The organism is Bradyrhizobium sp. IC3195, from assembly GCF_020193585.1.
In the GTDB taxonomy this organism is placed as follows: domain Bacteria; phylum Pseudomonadota; class Alphaproteobacteria; order Rhizobiales; family Xanthobacteraceae; genus Bradyrhizobium; species Bradyrhizobium yuanmingense.
Genome location: NZ_JADYVG010000001.1, coordinates 177,025 through 192,337, shown reverse-complemented (window position 1 = coordinate 192,337; position 15,313 = coordinate 177,025). Strand labels below are relative to the sequence as shown.

17 protein-coding genes are annotated in these 15,313 nt (G+C 63.7%); 8 read left to right on the top strand and 9 right to left on the bottom strand.

Features of this window, described 5'->3' with window-relative positions; genetic code table 11:
• Positions 1 to 15 precede the first annotated feature (15 nt).
• Positions 16 to 309 (top strand): hypothetical protein, encoded by a 294-nt coding sequence (locus I6F09_RS00775; RefSeq protein ID WP_225187275.1) that lies wholly within the window; start codon positions 16 to 18, stop codon positions 307 to 309.
• A gap of 140 nt (positions 310 to 449) precedes the next feature.
• On the top strand, positions 450 to 1,619 hold the full coding sequence (locus I6F09_RS00770; RefSeq protein ID WP_128262289.1) for a DUF2865 domain-containing protein: 1,170 nt from the start codon (positions 450 to 452) through the stop codon (positions 1,617 to 1,619).
• A gap of 52 nt (positions 1,620 to 1,671) precedes the next feature.
• Here I6F09_RS00770 and I6F09_RS00765 read toward each other — a convergent pair whose 3' ends face one another.
• Complete coding sequence (locus I6F09_RS00765) at positions 1,672 to 2,577, bottom strand: DUF2189 domain-containing protein (protein ID WP_036001493.1); 906 nt, start codon at positions 2,575 to 2,577, stop codon at positions 1,672 to 1,674.
• A 526-nt stretch (positions 2,578 to 3,103) separates the two neighbouring features.
• Here I6F09_RS00765 and I6F09_RS00760 point away from each other — a divergent pair.
• From I6F09_RS00760 to I6F09_RS00740, 5 genes are all read left to right on the top strand, one after another.
• Complete coding sequence (locus I6F09_RS00760) at positions 3,104 to 3,937, top strand: cytochrome c oxidase subunit II (protein WP_036001495.1); 834 nt, start codon at positions 3,104 to 3,106, stop codon at positions 3,935 to 3,937.
• A 73-nt stretch (positions 3,938 to 4,010) separates the two neighbouring features.
• A complete protein-coding gene (locus I6F09_RS00755) occupies positions 4,011 to 5,789 on the top strand; it encodes a cbb3-type cytochrome c oxidase subunit I (protein ID WP_225187274.1) in 1,779 nt (592 codons plus the stop codon).
• On the top strand, positions 5,786 to 6,490 hold the full coding sequence (locus tag I6F09_RS00750; RefSeq protein WP_036022264.1) for a cytochrome c oxidase subunit 3: 705 nt from the start codon (positions 5,786 to 5,788) through the stop codon (positions 6,488 to 6,490). Before I6F09_RS00755 ends, I6F09_RS00750 begins: the two co-directional genes overlap by 4 nt.
• Before the next feature lie 14 nt (positions 6,491 to 6,504).
• On the top strand, positions 6,505 to 7,227 hold the full coding sequence (locus I6F09_RS00745) for a heme-copper oxidase subunit III family protein (RefSeq protein WP_036001504.1): 723 nt from the start codon (positions 6,505 to 6,507) through the stop codon (positions 7,225 to 7,227).
• Positions 7,228 to 7,257: 30 nt separating this feature from the next.
• Positions 7,258 to 7,629: a cytochrome C oxidase subunit IV family protein gene (locus I6F09_RS00740; protein ID WP_085972013.1), complete on the top strand. Its 372-nt coding sequence runs from the start codon at positions 7,258 to 7,260 to the stop codon at positions 7,627 to 7,629.
• A gap of 25 nt (positions 7,630 to 7,654) precedes the next feature.
• Here I6F09_RS00740 and I6F09_RS00735 read toward each other — a convergent pair whose 3' ends face one another.
• From I6F09_RS00735 to I6F09_RS00725, 3 genes are all read right to left on the bottom strand, one after another.
• Positions 7,655 to 9,412, bottom strand: a complete 1,758-nt coding sequence (locus I6F09_RS00735) for an NAD+ synthase (protein ID WP_225187273.1) — start codon at positions 9,410 to 9,412, stop codon at positions 7,655 to 7,657.
• A gap of 214 nt (positions 9,413 to 9,626) precedes the next feature.
• A complete protein-coding gene (locus tag I6F09_RS00730; RefSeq protein WP_036001513.1) occupies positions 9,627 to 9,980 on the bottom strand; it encodes a diacylglycerol kinase in 354 nt (117 codons plus the stop codon).
• Positions 9,981 to 9,984: 4 nt separating this feature from the next.
• Positions 9,985 to 11,373, bottom strand: coding sequence for a 3-deoxy-7-phosphoheptulonate synthase class II (locus I6F09_RS00725; RefSeq protein WP_225187272.1), 1,389 nt, complete (start codon positions 11,371 to 11,373; stop codon positions 9,985 to 9,987).
• Positions 11,374 to 11,554: 181 nt separating this feature from the next.
• Here I6F09_RS00725 and I6F09_RS00720 point away from each other — a divergent pair, with 181 nt between their 5' ends.
• Positions 11,555 to 12,451 (top strand): alpha/beta fold hydrolase, encoded by an 897-nt coding sequence (locus tag I6F09_RS00720; RefSeq protein ID WP_225125862.1) that lies wholly within the window; start codon positions 11,555 to 11,557, stop codon positions 12,449 to 12,451.
• 198 nt (positions 12,452 to 12,649) lie between these two features.
• On the opposite strand, the gene I6F09_RS00715 is transcribed toward I6F09_RS00720, so the two are convergent.
• The 5 genes from I6F09_RS00715 to I6F09_RS00695 all read right to left on the bottom strand — a co-directional run bounded on the left by I6F09_RS00715 (position 12,650) and on the right by I6F09_RS00695 (position 15,208).
• Positions 12,650 to 12,913, bottom strand: a complete 264-nt coding sequence (locus tag I6F09_RS00715; RefSeq protein ID WP_225187271.1) for a hypothetical protein — start codon at positions 12,911 to 12,913, stop codon at positions 12,650 to 12,652.
• 202 nt (positions 12,914 to 13,115) lie between these two features.
• On the bottom strand, positions 13,116 to 13,700 hold the full coding sequence (locus I6F09_RS00710) for a TIGR00645 family protein (RefSeq protein WP_036022249.1): 585 nt from the start codon (positions 13,698 to 13,700) through the stop codon (positions 13,116 to 13,118).
• A gap of 31 nt (positions 13,701 to 13,731) precedes the next feature.
• A complete protein-coding gene (locus I6F09_RS00705) occupies positions 13,732 to 14,379 on the bottom strand; it encodes a TerC family protein (protein WP_225132829.1) in 648 nt (215 codons plus the stop codon).
• Complete coding sequence (locus tag I6F09_RS00700; protein WP_036001531.1) at positions 14,376 to 14,738, bottom strand: hypothetical protein; 363 nt, start codon at positions 14,736 to 14,738, stop codon at positions 14,376 to 14,378. Before I6F09_RS00700 ends, I6F09_RS00705 begins: the two co-directional genes overlap by 4 nt.
• 2 nt (positions 14,739 to 14,740) lie before the next feature.
• Complete coding sequence (locus I6F09_RS00695; protein WP_225187270.1) at positions 14,741 to 15,208, bottom strand: tellurite resistance TerB family protein; 468 nt, start codon at positions 15,206 to 15,208, stop codon at positions 14,741 to 14,743.
• Positions 15,209 to 15,313: the final 105 nt, after the last annotated feature.

Below are 15,313 nucleotides of genomic sequence, written 5' to 3'. Positions count from 1 at the left end.
TGCTCCGGTATTTTCATGCGATCCCTGCTCGCGCTCATTTTCGGCGCCTCGCTCCTTGCAGCACCTTCCGCGCGCGCCGAGACCCGCGTCTTCATCATCGCCGACCAGTGCCTGGCCAAGAACGACACCAAGGGCGACACATGCGGCGCCTCCGCCGCGCGCACCTATTGCCAGTCACGAGATTTTGCAAAGGCATCAGGCTATCGCCGGGTCGATCCCGACGAAATTACCGGCTCCGTCCCCAAAACCGGCACAAACTGCTCCCATGGCCATTGCGACGAATATGTCGCAATCACCTGCCAGCGCTGAATTCCCTCGGAGCTGGCAGACCTTAGGACCAGTTCGGCCCCTGAAACGACGTGACGATGCCGCGGGAAGCGGCTATTGGGAGGGCGCGCTTCGGCCCCCACCTCACTTGGATGATCACGCTGGGCCGTGACCTCGCTAGAATGGCGGATATGCCTGAATTCCTCTCTCTCCTCCGTGCCCGCTCCCTCCTTGCCTGCACCGTGCTCCTCGGCACACTCGTGCTCGCCGATGGCGCTTTGGCGCAGGCCGGCCCGCCGCCCCAGCCCGGCCAGAACGGGCTCGGACCGAACCCGATGTGCGTGCGGCTGGAAGCCCAGCTCGCCGCGCTCGATCGCGGCGGAGGTGATGCCGCGCGCGAAGAGCAGATCCGCCGCTACCAGGATTCCCAGGCCAAGCAGCAGGCCGAGCTCGACCGTGTCACCATGCAGGCCAAGCGCATGGGCTGCGATTCCTCCGGCTTCTTCTCGCTGTTCAACGGCCAGTCGGCGCAGTGCGGCCCGGTCAACACCCAGATCCAGCAGATGCGCGCCAATCTGGACCAGATTACCGGCAGCCTCGAGCGGCTGCGCGGCGGCCCCGGCGCCAACCCGGAGCGCGACAACCAGCGCCGCTCGGTGCTGATGGCGCTGGCGCAGAACAATTGCGGCCCGCAATATGCCAATGCCGTGCAGCAGCAGGGCGGCGGCAACTTCCTCAGCAATCTGTTCGGCGGCAACAACCCGAACAATCCGCAGGCCATGCCGCCCTCCGATCTCGGCCCGCAATCCGGCACCTTCCGCACCGTCTGCGTGCGCACCTGCGACGGCGCTTATTTCCCGATCTCCTTTGCCACCGTGCCGGCGCGCTTCCCTGACGATGAGAAGACCTGCAAGGCGCTGTGCCCGGCGGCGGAAGCCGTGCTCTACAGCCATCGCAATCCCGGCGAGGATATGAACGCTGCGGTCTCGATCGGCGGCCAGCCCTACACGGCGCTGCCGACCGCATTCAAATTCCGCAGCGAGTTCAACCCGTCCTGCTCCTGCAAGGCGGCGGGACAGACCTGGGCGGATGCGCTGAAATCGGCCGACGACAAGGCCGCGGCCGAGCAGCAGGGCGACATCATCGTCACCGAGGAAAGCGCCAGGAAGATGCAGCAGCAACGGCTCAACAAGGGCGCGCCGCAGCCTGCCAATGCCAAGAAAGGCGCGGCTCCTGCGCCAGCAACTGCTGCCGCACCGGTCGCCACGCCGCCCGCGGACGCGAGCCCCGCGTCGGAGAACAAGCCGATCCGCTCGGTCGGCCCCACCTTCCTGCCGCAGCAGCAGAAGTAGGCCGTCGCTCTGTCATGCTCCGCGCAGGCGTCCCAGCGCGGCCGTTCCGCTGTTACGGCTCGCCCTCGCGGCTCCACGGGAAGAGATTGGCCGGAAAGTCTGCTGCGTAGCGCCTGCCCTTCCGGGGCGGAAGCGGTGCGTCCGGTGGGTTCGGATTGGGCTCGACCACCCGCCGATAGAGGTGCCAGGTGGCATGACCGAGCACCGGCAGAACGACGGCGAGACCGACGAAGAGCGGCAGCGAGCCGATCACGAGCAGCGCCGCCACGATGAGGCCCCATCCGGCCATCGCAACCGGATTCGCCGCCACCGCTCGGAGCGACGTGCGGATCGCGTCGATCGCCGTCGCATGACGGTCCAGCATCAACGGAAATGACACGACGCTGACGCACAATGCCACAACCGCAAACAGGAAGCCGACACCGCAACCGATGATGATGAGCGACCAGCCTTCGGGTGTCGTCAGCACGCGCGTTGCGAAGTCGGGTATGCTTGCGGCCGCAGCGTGACCGAAGATCGCGACATAGATTGCGTTCGCGGCACCGATCCAGGCCCCGAACAGGACCAGCAGGAGCACGCCGAGTTCGACCATGGCGCCGAACGACGGTGCGCGCAGCACCTTGATCGCATCCCATGCTTCGACCTCTTCGCCGCGCTCGCGACGACGGCTGAGTTCGTAGAGACCGATCGCGGCAAAAGGACCGATCAAGGCAAAGCCGGCGGCCAGCGGAAACAGTAGCGGCAGCACCGAATAGCCGAGCACCATCCTGAACAGGACGAGACCGAGAACGGGATAAATCAGGCACACGACGATCGCGTGACTCGGCATCGCCTGGAAATCACCCCAACCCAGGCGCAGGACCTCGGTCAGGTCGGACAAGCTTATCTTGCGAATGGGATAGGAGGTCGCTTCGCCGAATGCGCGCCGCCTGATGTCGTGGGAGTACAGAGTGGCCATGTACGGACCCTCCCGTGCTGAAAATCGCGGTTTTCGACAACACGCGCTCTTCAGCCACGCGTGTCCGCCTGACGAGCAGGAAACGCGATGGGTCTGGTACGGCAACCCAGGTTCAGTAACCGAGCCTGGCCGGACGGAACCCGTCGCGACCTGCCCGGCAAGCTTAGCGCGCGCGGAGCACGACTGCACTCACGGTTGGGTGAATTGCGCACCAGCACGGATTTGTGCGTTGCATCACCCAAACCGAACAATGGGCACCGGATGCTTGTCGGTTTGCCAGCACCGGCAATCACACCAATTCGGGCACCTCTATTGCTCTATTGACGCCGGATTAGGCTGGGATCATTTTAGACGCAGACGCCCTTAGAGTTGAAGGTCGCGAGCGTTCTCTTGATTTCGCGATCGGTGGACTGGGCGAAGCAAGAGGCCGGCGATGGCATATGCCAAGAAAGGCCAGCCATCGCGACAGACATGAGCTCCGCCCGGGATTCGTATCCGTAGCCTTCGATGGCAAGGATGGATCAGGATGGCTGTCGCACTGATACTGCTTCTGGTCGCGATCGGCTCGGTGCTGTTTCACATCTACAGCCCGTGGTGGTGGACGCCGATCGCCACGAACTGGGCCTATATCGACCACACGATCAACATCACGTTCTGGATCACGGGCTTTGTTTTCGTCGCCGTGATCGCCTTCATGGCTTACTGCGTCTTCCGCTTTCGCCATAGAGAGGGAAGAAGGGCTGACTACAATCCGGAAAACAAAAGGCTCGAATGGTGGCTGAGCGTCGGGACCGGCGTCGGCGTCGCGGCCATGCTGGCGCCTGGCCTCGTGGTCTGGCACCAGTTCGTGACGGTGCCTGCGGATGCCACCGAGATCGAGGTCATGGGCCAGCAATGGCAGTGGAGCTTCCGCCTTCCGGGCAAGGATGGGCAGTTGGGCACATCGGATGTCCGCAACATCGCTTCCGACAATCCGATGGGGCTCAATCGTGACGACCGGCACGCGCAGGACGATGTCGTGATCGAGAGCGGCGACCTGCACCTTCAAGTCGGAAAGCCGGTCAAGGTTCTCCTCCGCTCGGTTGATGTCCTGCACGATTTCTACGTGCCCGAATTCCGGGCCAAGATGGACATGGTTCCAGGCATGGTGACCTATTTCTGGATCACGCCGATCCGAACCGGAACCTTCGATGTCCTCTGTGCGGAGCTTTGTGGCACTGCTCACTATCAAATGCGGGCCAAGGTCATCGTCGACGAAGAGCGTGAATATCACGCTTGGCTGGAGCAACAAAAAACGTTCGCAGAATTATCGCCGGCAAAAGCCGTCGTGAAGACGACGTACCAATCCGGCAGCAAGTAGCAAGCTGCCGCCGAAGATAGATCGGGCGCAAGAGGCCAGCGCCTCCCCCCGATGGAACGACCGAGGAGGTTCTATGGTCGATGTTCCATATGAAGGAATCCCCGGCATCCCGCCTGCCGAAGTACCTGACGTCGAGCTCTATCATCCGCGGAGCTGGTGGACACGATATGTGTTCTCGCAGGACGCCAAGGTGATCGCCATTCAGTATTCGCTGACGGCCACGGCCATCGGGCTGGTGGCCCTGGTGCTGTCGTGGCTGATGCGGCTGCAACTGGGATTCCCCGGCACATTCTCTTTCATCGATGCCAACCAGTACCTCCAGTTCATCACCATGCATGGCATGATCATGGTGATTTACCTGCTCACTGCATTGTTCCTGGGCGGCTTCGGCAACTACCTGATCCCGCTGATGGTCGGCGCCAGGGACATGGTCTTCCCCTATGTGAACATGCTGAGCTACTGGATTTACCTGCTCGCAGTCCTGGTGCTTGCCTCGACATTCTTCGTGCCCGGTGGCCCCACCGGCGCCGGTTGGACGCTGTACCCGCCGCAAGCAATCTTTTCAGGAACGCCCGGGCAGGATTGGGGCATCCTTCTCATGCTCGCGTCCCTGATCCTGTTCATCATCGGCTTCACCATGGGCGGGCTGAACTATGTGGTCACTGTGTTGCAGGCGCGCACGCGCGGCATGACCTTGATGCGCCTGCCCCTGACGGTGTGGGGCATTTTCACGGCGACCGTTATGGCGCTCCTCGCGTTCCCTGCATTGTTCGTTGCCTCGGTCATGCTGCTATTCGACCGTCTCTTGGGAACCAGCTTCTTCATGCCCGCCCTCCTCGAGATGGGCACGCTATCGAAACATGGCGGCGGCAGCCCGTTGCTCTTCCAGCACCTGTTCTGGTTCTTCGGTCATCCCGAAGTCTACATCGTTGCCCTGCCCGCCTTCGGCATCGTCTCCGATCTGATCAGCACGCATGCGCGCAAGAACATCTTTGGTTATCGCATGATGGTCTGGGCGATCGTAGCCATCGGCGCGCTCAGCTTCATCGTATGGGCGCACCACATGTATGTGAGCGGCATGTTCCCGCAATTCGGGTACTTCTTCGCCACCACGACGCTCATCATCGCAATCCCCACCGCGATCAAGGTCTACAACTGGGTGCTGACCCTGTGGCGCGGCGACATTCATCTCACGGTGCCGATGCTGTTCGCCCTCGGCTTCATCGTCACCTTCGTGAACGGCGGGCTCACCGGCCTCTTCCTCGGCAACGTCGTCGTGGACGTGCCCCTCTCGGATACCATGTTCGTGGTCGCCCATTTCCACATGGTGATGGGCGTGGCGCCGATCATGGTCGTGCTCGGCGCGATCTATCATTGGTACCCAAAGGTCACGGGGCGGATGCTGAACGAGGCCATGGGCAAGTTTCACTTCTGGGTCACCTTCCTCGGCGCCTACCTGATCTTCTTCCCCATGCACTATCTTGGACTGCTCGGGGTCCCGCGCCGGTATTTCGAACTCCTGGATACGACGTTCATCCCGTCCTCGGCCCATTCACTCAACGCCTTCATCTCCGTGGTGGCCTTGATCGTCGGCTTTAGCCAGATGGTGTTCCTGTTCAACCTTGTCTGGAGCCTGTTCAAAGGTGAGGCCTCAGGCGGCAATCCGTGGCGGGCGACGACGCTGGAGTGGCAGACGCCGGAGACGCCCCCGGCGCACGGCAACTGGGGCAAGGAGCTCCCTGTCGTGTACCGCTGGGCCTATGATTACAGTGTGCCCGGTGCCGCGGAGGACTTCATTCCGCAGAACCAGCCGCCGCGTGCGACTCAGCTCGTTCAGGGAGCTGCTTCGTGAGCGCCATCATCCTGTTCCTGGCTGTGCTTGCGGTGATCGCCGGATGGTGGCTGTCGCAACAGCGCCTGACGGCCAAGCCCTGGCTGGAGGAAGGCCCGGCCGGTGACTTCCCCGGCGGCGATGCCATAACCTGGCCGGCAGCGAAGATCGGACTTGGCGTGTTTCTCGCGGTCGCGAGCGCCTTGTTCATCCTCTTCATCAGCGCCTACTCGATGCGCATGAGCGTGGTGGACTGGCGGCCGCTGCCGGTGCCGCGGCTGCTGTGGGTCAACACGGGCGTCCTGGTCCTGAGCAGTGTCGCGCTGCAATGGTCGTACGTGGCCGCGCGCCGACACGATACCGAAGGCGTCATGATCGGTCTGCTCGCGGGCGGAGCATCTGCCGTGATCTTCCTCGCCGGGCAGCTCCTGGCCTGGCAACGGCTCGGGGCTGCGGGATATTTCGTGGCGTCCAATCCATCGAATTCCTTCTTCTACCTGTTGACCGCAGTGCACGGGCTGCACCTGACGGGCGGTCTGGTGGCCTTGGGCCGAACCTCGGCCAAGATGTGGCGCGGCGCCGAGATCGCCGACATGCGCTTGAGCGTGGAGCTGTGCGCCATCTACTGGCACTTCCTGCTGTTGGTCTGGCTTGTCCTGCTCGGTCTTCTCACCGGCTGGACTGACGATTTCATCGACATCTGCCGCCAATTGCTGAGCTAGGGAGGCGAGACCAGATGGCTGAGACCGTGCTGACAAATCCGGGCCAATCGCCTGCGCGGCTTGAAGGCTGGCGCGGCATCGCCGCCGACTGGGCGTCCGATCAGCGCGCCTTCAAGAACGTGTCCTGGGGCAAGGCCATGATGTGGATCTTTCTCCTCAGCGACACCTTCATCTTCAGTTGCTTCCTGCTCTCCTACATGACGGCGCGCATGTCGACGACCGTGCCGTGGCCCAATCCCAGCGAAGTCTTCGCCCTCGATATCGGGGGCAACCACATGCCCCTGATCCTGATCGCCATCATGACCTTCGTGCTGATCAGCAGCAGCGGTACGATGGCGATGGCCGTCAATTTCGGCTACCGCCGCGATCGCGTGAGAACCGCAATCCTGATGCTGGTCACTGCAGCCTTCGGCGCGACCTTCGTCGGAATGCAGGCCTTCGAATGGACCAAGCTGATCATGGAGGGCGTCCGGCCCTGGGGCAATCCATGGGGTGCCCCGCAGTTTGGTGCGAGCTTCTTCATGATCACCGGCTTCCACGGCACCCATGTGACGTTCGGTGTGATCTTCCTGATCGCCATCGCGCGAAAGGTCTTTCGTGGCGACTTCGACGTCGAGAGGCGCGGCTTCTTCACGAGCCGAAGGGGGAATTACGAGATCGTCGAGATCACGGGCCTGTACTGGCACTTCGTCGATCTCGTGTGGGTGTTCATCTTTGCATTCTTCTATCTTTGGTGAGGTCGGCGCATGACAAACGCGGCGGTACACATGGAAGAGCGGCTCCACGCTCCGGCGCACGGCGCAGTCGGAACGGAAGCCGTTCACGCTGAGGGGCAACAGCACCCGATCAAGCTCTACCTCGTGGTCTGGGGCTGGTTGTTCGTCCTCAGCACGTTCTCCTACCTCGTCGACTACTTTGGCCTGCATGGCTATCTGAGGTGGTCGCTGATCCTGCTGTTCATGATGTTGAAGGCCGGCCTGATCGTCGCCGTCTTCATGCACATGGCCTGGGAGCGGCTGGCCTTGACCTATGCCATCCTGCTGCCGCCGGTCGTGGTATTCGTATTTGTGGCGATCATGGCGCTCGAATCCGAATACACGCGCTTCCTGAGGGTGCTGTTTTTCGCAACCCCGTCATAGCCCCTGCCGTCGCTCAGGCTAGGCTTCACCCCTCGAATGCGTCGATTGACGCCGTGCTTCCACGTGACACCAGCGCCTCATCCGTCGCCGGCAACGGCTGGCCCTTGTCGCGAAAACGGTTGGTGATGGGATAACGGCGGTCGCGGCCGAAATTCTTCGGTGTCACCTTCACCCCAGGCGCGGCCTGGCGGCGCTTGTATTCGGCGACGTTGAGCAGATGATCGATCCGGATCACCGTCTCGCGGTCGAAGCCGGCGGCGATGATCTGGTCGAGCGGCTCCTCGCGCTCGACCAGGCGCTCCAGGATGGCATCGAGCACGTCGTAAGGCGGCAACGAGTCCTGATCGGTCTGGTTCTCGCGCAGCTCCGCGGTCGGCGGGCGCGTGATGATGTCGGGCGGGATCACCTCGCCGGCAGGGCCGAGCGCGCCCTCCGGCTTCCAGGAATTGCGCAGGCTTGCCAGGCGGAACACCTGCGTCTTGTAGATGTCCTTGATCGGGTTGAAGCCGCCGTTCATGTCGCCATAAAGCGTGGCGTAGCCGACCGACATCTCCGACTTGTTGCCGGTCGTCACCACCATCAGCCCGGTCTTGTTGGAGATCGCCATCAGCAGCGTGCCGCGGGTGCGGGCCTGGAGGTTCTCCTCGGTGATATCGGGCGGCAGGTTCTTGAAGATGCCGGACAGGATCGTCTCGAACCCGGTCACGGCTTCGGCGATCGGCAGCACCTCGTAGCGGATGCCGAGATGGCCGGCGAGCTCGCCGGCATCCGCGATCGAATGCGGCGCGGTGTAGCGGTAAGGCAGCATCACGCCATGCACCTGGTCGACGCCGAGCGCGTCGACCGCGATCGCCGCGCAGAGCGCCGAATCGATGCCGCCGGAGATGCCGAGCAGCACGCCTGGAAAGCCGTTCTTGGTGACGTAATCGCGTAAGCCCAGCACGCAGGCGGCGTAGTCGGCCTTGTCGCCCTCGGGCAGCTCGGCGATCGGCCCGCTGCAGCGCCAGTCGTCGCCGTTTCTGCTGAAGCGCAGCGTGACGATGCCCTCTTCGAAGGCCGGCAGCTGCGCCGCGAGCGAGAGATCGCCATTGAGCGCGAAGGATGCGCCGTCGAACACGAGCTCGTCCTGGCCGCCGACCTGGTTGAGATAGACCAGCGGCAGCCCGCTCTCCGTGACGCGCGCCACCGCGACCGACAGGCGCACGTCGTTCTTGTCGCGGGCGTAAGGCGAGCCGTTCGGCACCAGGATGATCTCGGCGCCGGTCTCGGCCAGCGTCTCGACCACGTTCTCGTAATCCTCGGACTCTTCCAGCCAGATGTCCTCGCAGATCGGCACACCGATGCGCACGCCGCGCACAGTCACGGGACCGGCGGCAGGGCCGCGCGAAAACAGCCGCTTCTCGTCGAACACGCCGTAATTCGGCAGGTTGCACTTGAAACGCAGGCTCGCGATGCGCCCGCCGTCGAGCAGCGCACAGGCATTGTAGAGCATGCCCTCCTCGACCCAGGGCGTGCCGACCAGCATCGCAGGCCCGCCATCGGCGGTCTCGCGCGCGAGGCTTTCGATCGCGGCGCGGCAGGCGGCCTGGAAGGCGGGCTTCTGCACCAGGTCTTCCGGCGGATAGCCGGCGATGAACAGTTCTGGAAACAACACGAGATCGGCGCCGCCGGACTTGGCCTGCGCCCGCGCCGCGCGCGCCTTGGCCGCATTGCCCTCCACGTCGCCCATGGTCGGATTGAGCTGGGCGAGCGTGACCGCGAATGTGTCGAGACGTTCGGTCATCGCGCGCTCGCTTTCACCTCTCCCGAAGGGAGAGGTCGAATTGCATCGGAGATGCAATTCGGGTGAGGGGTTACGGTGTCTCGTGGGAGCTGAGCCCCCTCACCCGATTTGAGCTCGACGATGCTCCGCATCGCGAGACACAAATCGACCTCTCCCCGTTGGGGAGAGGTGAAGAGACCTCGGACACCCACGCGCAATGGATTGTCTCCGCGCTCTAGAGGAACCCCAATCGCTCGATGATGGCAATGATCCAGAACGCGCCGGTCATCAAGAGCGCAACGCCAACCGCGGCCGAGCCCATGTCCTTGACTCGGCCGATCTGCTTGTCGTGATCCAAGGTCAGCCGGTCGGCGAGCTTCTCGATCGCGGTATTGAGCAACTCGACCGTCAGCACGAAAGCGACAGAGCACACCAATTCGACCGCGCGCATCGCCGTGGCGCCGATGAACCAGGCGAGCGGCACCGACAGCAGCAGCGCAAAAATCTCCTCGCGGACCGCCTGCTCCGACCGGAACGCAAAGGCCAGCCCGTTGCGGGAATTGATCGTGGCCTTCCAGATCCGCAGCAAGGTCTTACAGCCCCGCTGCGGCCGGAATCGGCTGAGCCTTGCCGGCGCGCTCCTGCTTGAGCAGCTCCGCGACCAGGAACGCCATATCGATGGATTGCTCGGCGTTGAGGCGGGGATCGCAGACCGTGTGGTAGCGGTCGTTGAGATCCTCGTCCGTGATCGCGCGGGCGCCGCCGAGACATTCGGTGACGTCCTGGCCGGTCATCTCCAGATGCACGCCGCCGGCATGGGTGCCCTCGGCGGCGTGGACCGCGAAGAACGACTTGACCTCGGACAGGATGCGGTCGAACGGACGAGTCTTGTAGCCGGACGTCGAGGTGATGGTGTTGCCGTGCATGGGATCGCAGGACCAGACCACCACCCGGCCCTCGCGCTTCACGGCGCGGACCATGTTCGGCAGATGCTCGCCGATCTTGTCGGAGCCGAAGCGGCCGATCAGCGTCAGCCGGCCCGGCTCGTTGTCGGGATTGAGCACGTCGATCAGCTTCAGCAGCTCGTCTACCTTGAGCGAGGGGCCGCACTTCAGCCCGATCGGATTCTTGATGCCGCGGAAATATTCGACATGGCCGTGATCGAGCTGGCGGGTGCGGTCGCCGATCCAGATCATGTGGCCCGAGGTCGCGTACCAGTCGCCGGTGGTGGAATCGATGCGGGTCATGGCCTGCTCGTAGCCGAGCAGCAGCGCCTCATGGCTGGTGTAGAAATCGGTGGCACGCAGCTCCGGATGGCTCTCGAGGTCGAGGCCGCAGGCGCGCATGAAGTTGAGCGCGTCCGAGATGCGGTCGGCCAGCTCCTTGTAGCGGCGTGACTGCGGGCTATCCTTGAGGAAACCCAGCATCCATTGATGCACGCTGCCGAGATTGGCGAAGCCGCCGGTGGCGAACGCGCGGAGCAGGTTCAGCGTCGCGGCGGACTGGCGATAGGCCATCAGCTGGCGCTGCGGATCGGGAATGCGCGCTTCGCTGGTGAAGGCGATGTCGTTGACGATGTCGCCGCGATAGCTCGGCAGCTCGACGCCATTCACCTTCTCCGTCCCCGACGAGCGCGGTTTGGCGAACTGGCCGGCGATGCGGCCGACCTTCACCACCGGCACCGCGCCGGCATAGGTCAGCACCACCGCCATCTGCAGCAGCACGCGGAAGAAGTCGCGGATGTTGTTGGCGCCGTGCTCGGCGAAGCTCTCGGCGCAGTCGCCGCCCTGCAGCAGGAAGGCCTCGCCGGCCGCAACGCGGCCCAAGGCCTTCTTCAGATTGCGCGCCTCGCCTGCGAACACCAGCGGCGGAAAGGTCGCAAGCTGCGCCTCGACGTCGGCCAGAGCCTTGGCGTCGGGATATTCGGGCACCTGTAGCACCGGCTTGCTGCGCCAGGACTCGGGCGTCCACCGCTCGGACATCGCAATCTCTCCGTGAAGCAAAAACCACAACCTGATCTAGGGGTTGCGAGGGCCGCCTTATACACAGGCCGGCCACGCCCCGCCAGTTGTAAATCCATTTCGCAGCGCAAACCCTTGCGGCCAAAGCCGAATTCGCATTTGCTTGCGCAGGCTTGAGGAATCCGACAGGACACCGACCGCCATGGGCGCGGCACTGGATGACGTTTTCATCGACGAGATCAGCTTCCCGGCAGCCGACGGCTATGCCCTGACCGGCACCCTGTTCCTGCCGCGCGGCGCCAAGCGCCATGCCGTCCTGATCAATTCGGCGACCGCCGTGCCGCGAAAGATCTATCGGGGCTTTGCCTCCTACCTCGCCCATCGCGGCTGCGCGGTGCTGACCTACGATTATCGCGGCATCGGCGATTCCCGCCTGCCGGCGATGGTCGGCTACAACCAGCCGAAATCGCTGGTCGGCTTCAAGGCCTCGATGTCGGACTGGGCGGCGCTCGACGTCACCGCCGCGGTCAGCTGGATGCGCGAGCGCTATCATGCCCTGCCGCTCGCCTATATCGGCCATTCCTTCGGCGGCCAGGCGCTCGGGCTGATCGCGAATAACAGCGATATCTCGCGCGCGGCCTTGGTGGCCTCGCAGGCCGCGACATGGCGGTTGATGACCTCGCCGGAAAAATACCGGGTCTACGCCTTCATGAATTTTGTCGGTGTGCCGCTGGTCAAAGCACTCGGTTACGCACCGGGCTGGGCCGGTATCGGCGAGGATTTGCCCAAGGGCGTCTTCCTGCAATGGACCGAATGGGTCTCGAGCCCGCGCTATCTGTTCGATTCAAAGCTGCCGGCACTCGAGAACTTCGCCAGGTTCAAGGGCGAGCTGCGCTCGCTATGTTTCTCCGACGATCCCTGGGCGACGCGGCCCGCGGTCGAGCTGCTCGCGAGCGGATTCACTGCGATCAAGCCGGAGGTGCTGATGGTCAAACCGTCCGACGTCGGCGCCAAGGGAATAGGCCATTTCGGCTTCTTCCGCCCCGAGCACCGCGACACGCTGTGGCGCGGCGTCGCGGAATGGATTCAGGGGGAATGAGGCTCTTCACCTCTCCCGAAGGGAGAGGTCGGATCGCATCGAAGATGCGAGCCGGGGTGAGGGGTTACAGTCTCACCGAATTACCGCAGCCCCTCACCCGGATTGCTCAGGCGCGCAATTGCGCGCCATAGCAATCCGACCTCTCCCCGCTGGGGAGAGGTATAGCGGAGCTACCCGCCCCCCCCGCCTCATCATCCACTAGCGGATGACCGTCATCAGCGACGAGTAGCGCCGGTTCGGCTTGGCGTCGCCAGGTGCGAACTGCGCGAAGGCGTCGCTGACGCGCACCGCCGGCGGCGTGTCGCTCGCGAACCGAAACTCCTTCGGCCGCGGTGCGTAGAAGCTGGCGCGGTAATATGCGTCGTCGAAGCGCGCCTCGCCGACGCCGAACAATGCGTCACAGACCAGCAGGAGCGCGTAGACTCCCGCGACCGCTGCGACGATCTCCCTGAGAATTGTCATGCCCGATGCCCTGCCCTTTGCGGGCAGGATGCAGATCGGTTCCAAAGGCCTGGTTTAAGGCGCCCGGCTTCTTGTCGGCAGCGTTTGCCGGCGCTGAACCGATTGCAGACAATTTTATCGATCTCGAAAGAGAGCCCGCCCAACCGGACGATCAGGCGGGCTCCAGGATTGGCCGCTCGGGAGGTATTGGGCGGCCAGCTTATCAGCCGTGCTCGGCCGCCTTGCGATGGCCGCTCTCGCTGAGGCGGTCGACCCAGGCGATGCCGACCGCCGAGACGATGAAGGTCATATGAATCAGCACCTGCCACATTACCCCGCTCTCGGTGAAATTGCTGCGGGTCGTGCCGAGATTGCCGGCCTCGATGAAGGTCCTGAGCAGCGAGATCGAGGAGATGCCGATGATCGCCATTGCGAGCTTGATCTTGAGCACGCTGGCATTGACGTGACCGAGCCATTCCGGCTCGTCCGGATGGCCGCTGAGGTTCAGCCGGGAAACGAAGGTCTCGTATCCACCCACGATTACCATGATCAGAAGGTTCGAGATCATGACGACGTCAATCAGCCCGAGCACGACCAGCATGATCTGCTGCTCGCTGGCGTCGAACGAATGCAAGACGAGGTGCCAGAGCTCCTTCAGGAACAACAGCACATAGACGGACTGGGCGACAATGAGGCCAACATAGAGCGGCAGCTGCAGCCAGCGCGAGCCGAAGATCAGCTTCGGAAGCAGGCCGACCGGCGGCAACGGCGCGGCCCGCGCCGAAGGTGCTTTGGGTTCAGACGTCATTGATCACTCCGGACTGCGGTAGATTGTCGCCTCAGAGACTCGCAATCACCGGTGCAAGTTCCAGCGTCCCGCGATAGATCATCTCAAACGCGACGTAAAGGATGATGGCGAGGCCGACATAGGCCACCCAGCGCTGCTTCTGGAGCAAACGGCCAAGCAGATCCGCGGCAACGCCCATCATCCCAACCGACAAGAGCAGGCCGAAGGCCAGGATGTAGGGATGCTCCCGCGCGGCGCCGGCGACCGCGAGCACGTTGTCGAGCGACATCGACACGTCGGCGGCGACGATCTGCACCGCCGCCTGGCCGAAAGTCTTCCGCTGTACCGGCTGCTGTACCGGCGCAGCACCTGCGCCGCCACTATCGAATGCGAGTTCTTTCGCATGCGCGGCCTGCTCGCGCAGCTCGCGCCACATCTTCCAGCAGACCCAGAGCAGCAACACGCCGCCGGCGAGCAGAAGGCCGATCACTTGCAGAAGCTGGGTCGCAACGCCGGCGAAGGCGATACGCAGTGCGGTGGCAGCGGCGATACCGACGATGATGGCGCGGCGGCGCTGCTCGGCCGGCAGGCCGGCAGCCGCAAGGCCGATGACGACGGCATTGTCGCCGGCGAGCACGAGATCGATCAGGATGACTTGAAACAGCGCGGACAGCGCTTCGGCGGTGATGAGTTCAGTCATGATTGATCATTCCTAGAGGCAGACGGATCGAGCCAATGCGGCTTGCGCCGCTCGATCCAGTCGAAGACTTTTGAACGGGAGGAGCGCAGCGCAGGCACGTCCTCGGCGAGCAGAGCAAGGCCGAGCGGCAGCATCCAGACGCCGAGCACCGGGAGGATGGAGAGCACACCGCCGACGACCAGCAGCGTGCCCGAGGGAATCCTGACCCAGCGGCTGGACGGCTTGAGCAGATAGGTCAGGGTGTCGCTCATGCGCGGCGGCAGGCGGTCGACGAGCTTGGCCAGGCGCGGGTCTCCACCGGCGATCTGGTCGGTGGTCCCCTCGGTTTGCCTGGTGCGCTCGTTCGAAATCGTGCTCATGCTTACCCCTTCGAGGCGGCCTGCAGCCTGGGGCCCGGCTCACTCGCCCCAACCGGCTTCGCGCGCGGCAGCACCAGCGTCAGCAAGCGCAGCAACTTGATCGCCTGGACTTCGTGGGGATCAACGTCCTGATCTGCGGCAGCAACGCGCTCCGACAGCTCCATCAGGTGGGACGAGAGCGGCAGATTCGAAACCGGCCGCAGCGTGTCGATCACGACATTGGCAAAATCCGGCTCCTCGAGCCGCTCGGCGAGTTCGTCGAACATCGCACGAAGCCGTTCCTCCGAAAGATGCGGCGCCAGCTTGCGATCCCTGATGAAACAGATCACCTCGTCGCGCTCGACCGCCGAAACCCGCCGGTCGGCAACCGCAACCAGCGCGCCCACGATCACCAGCGCTGCCGCGGCCTGCTCATTCAGGCTGGACGGTTCCGTGATCTCGATGGGACCTGAGGACTTGGTTCCGGACATCGTAGCTCCCTTAACTTGCGAAAAGGCCGCACGGAGCTGCGATGGGGACGAATGGTCGGAGAAAACGGAACAGGGGCCCGACAATCTGCCGATCCATCGCATTCG

Coding starts and splice junctions, on each gene's coding strand:
- I6F09_RS00775 (WP_225187275.1), top strand. CDS start 16: ATGCGATCCCTGCTCGCGCTCATTTTCGGCGCCTCGCTCCTTGCAGCA.
- I6F09_RS00770 (WP_128262289.1), top strand. CDS start 450: ATGGCGGATATGCCTGAATTCCTCTCTCTCCTCCGTGCCCGCTCCCTC.
- I6F09_RS00765 (WP_036001493.1), bottom strand. CDS start 2,577: ATGGCCACTCTGTACTCCCACGACATCAGGCGGCGCGCATTCGGCGAA.
- I6F09_RS00760 (WP_036001495.1), top strand. CDS start 3,104: ATGGCTGTCGCACTGATACTGCTTCTGGTCGCGATCGGCTCGGTGCTG.
- I6F09_RS00755 (WP_225187274.1), top strand. CDS start 4,011: ATGGTCGATGTTCCATATGAAGGAATCCCCGGCATCCCGCCTGCCGAA.
- I6F09_RS00745 (WP_036001504.1), top strand. CDS start 6,505: ATGGCTGAGACCGTGCTGACAAATCCGGGCCAATCGCCTGCGCGGCTT.
- I6F09_RS00740 (WP_085972013.1), top strand. CDS start 7,258: ATGGAAGAGCGGCTCCACGCTCCGGCGCACGGCGCAGTCGGAACGGAA.
- I6F09_RS00735 (WP_225187273.1), bottom strand. CDS start 9,412: ATGACCGAACGTCTCGACACATTCGCGGTCACGCTCGCCCAGCTCAAT.
- I6F09_RS00725 (WP_225187272.1), bottom strand. CDS start 11,373: ATGTCCGAGCGGTGGACGCCCGAGTCCTGGCGCAGCAAGCCGGTGCTA.
- I6F09_RS00720 (WP_225125862.1), top strand. CDS start 11,555: ATGGGCGCGGCACTGGATGACGTTTTCATCGACGAGATCAGCTTCCCG.
- I6F09_RS00715 (WP_225187271.1), bottom strand. CDS start 12,913: ATGACAATTCTCAGGGAGATCGTCGCAGCGGTCGCGGGAGTCTACGCG.
- I6F09_RS00710 (WP_036022249.1), bottom strand. CDS start 13,700: ATGACGTCTGAACCCAAAGCACCTTCGGCGCGGGCCGCGCCGTTGCCG.
- I6F09_RS00705 (WP_225132829.1), bottom strand. CDS start 14,379: ATGACTGAACTCATCACCGCCGAAGCGCTGTCCGCGCTGTTTCAAGTC.
- I6F09_RS00700 (WP_036001531.1), bottom strand. CDS start 14,738: ATGAGCACGATTTCGAACGAGCGCACCAGGCAAACCGAGGGGACCACC.
- I6F09_RS00695 (WP_225187270.1), bottom strand. CDS start 15,208: ATGTCCGGAACCAAGTCCTCAGGTCCCATCGAGATCACGGAACCGTCC.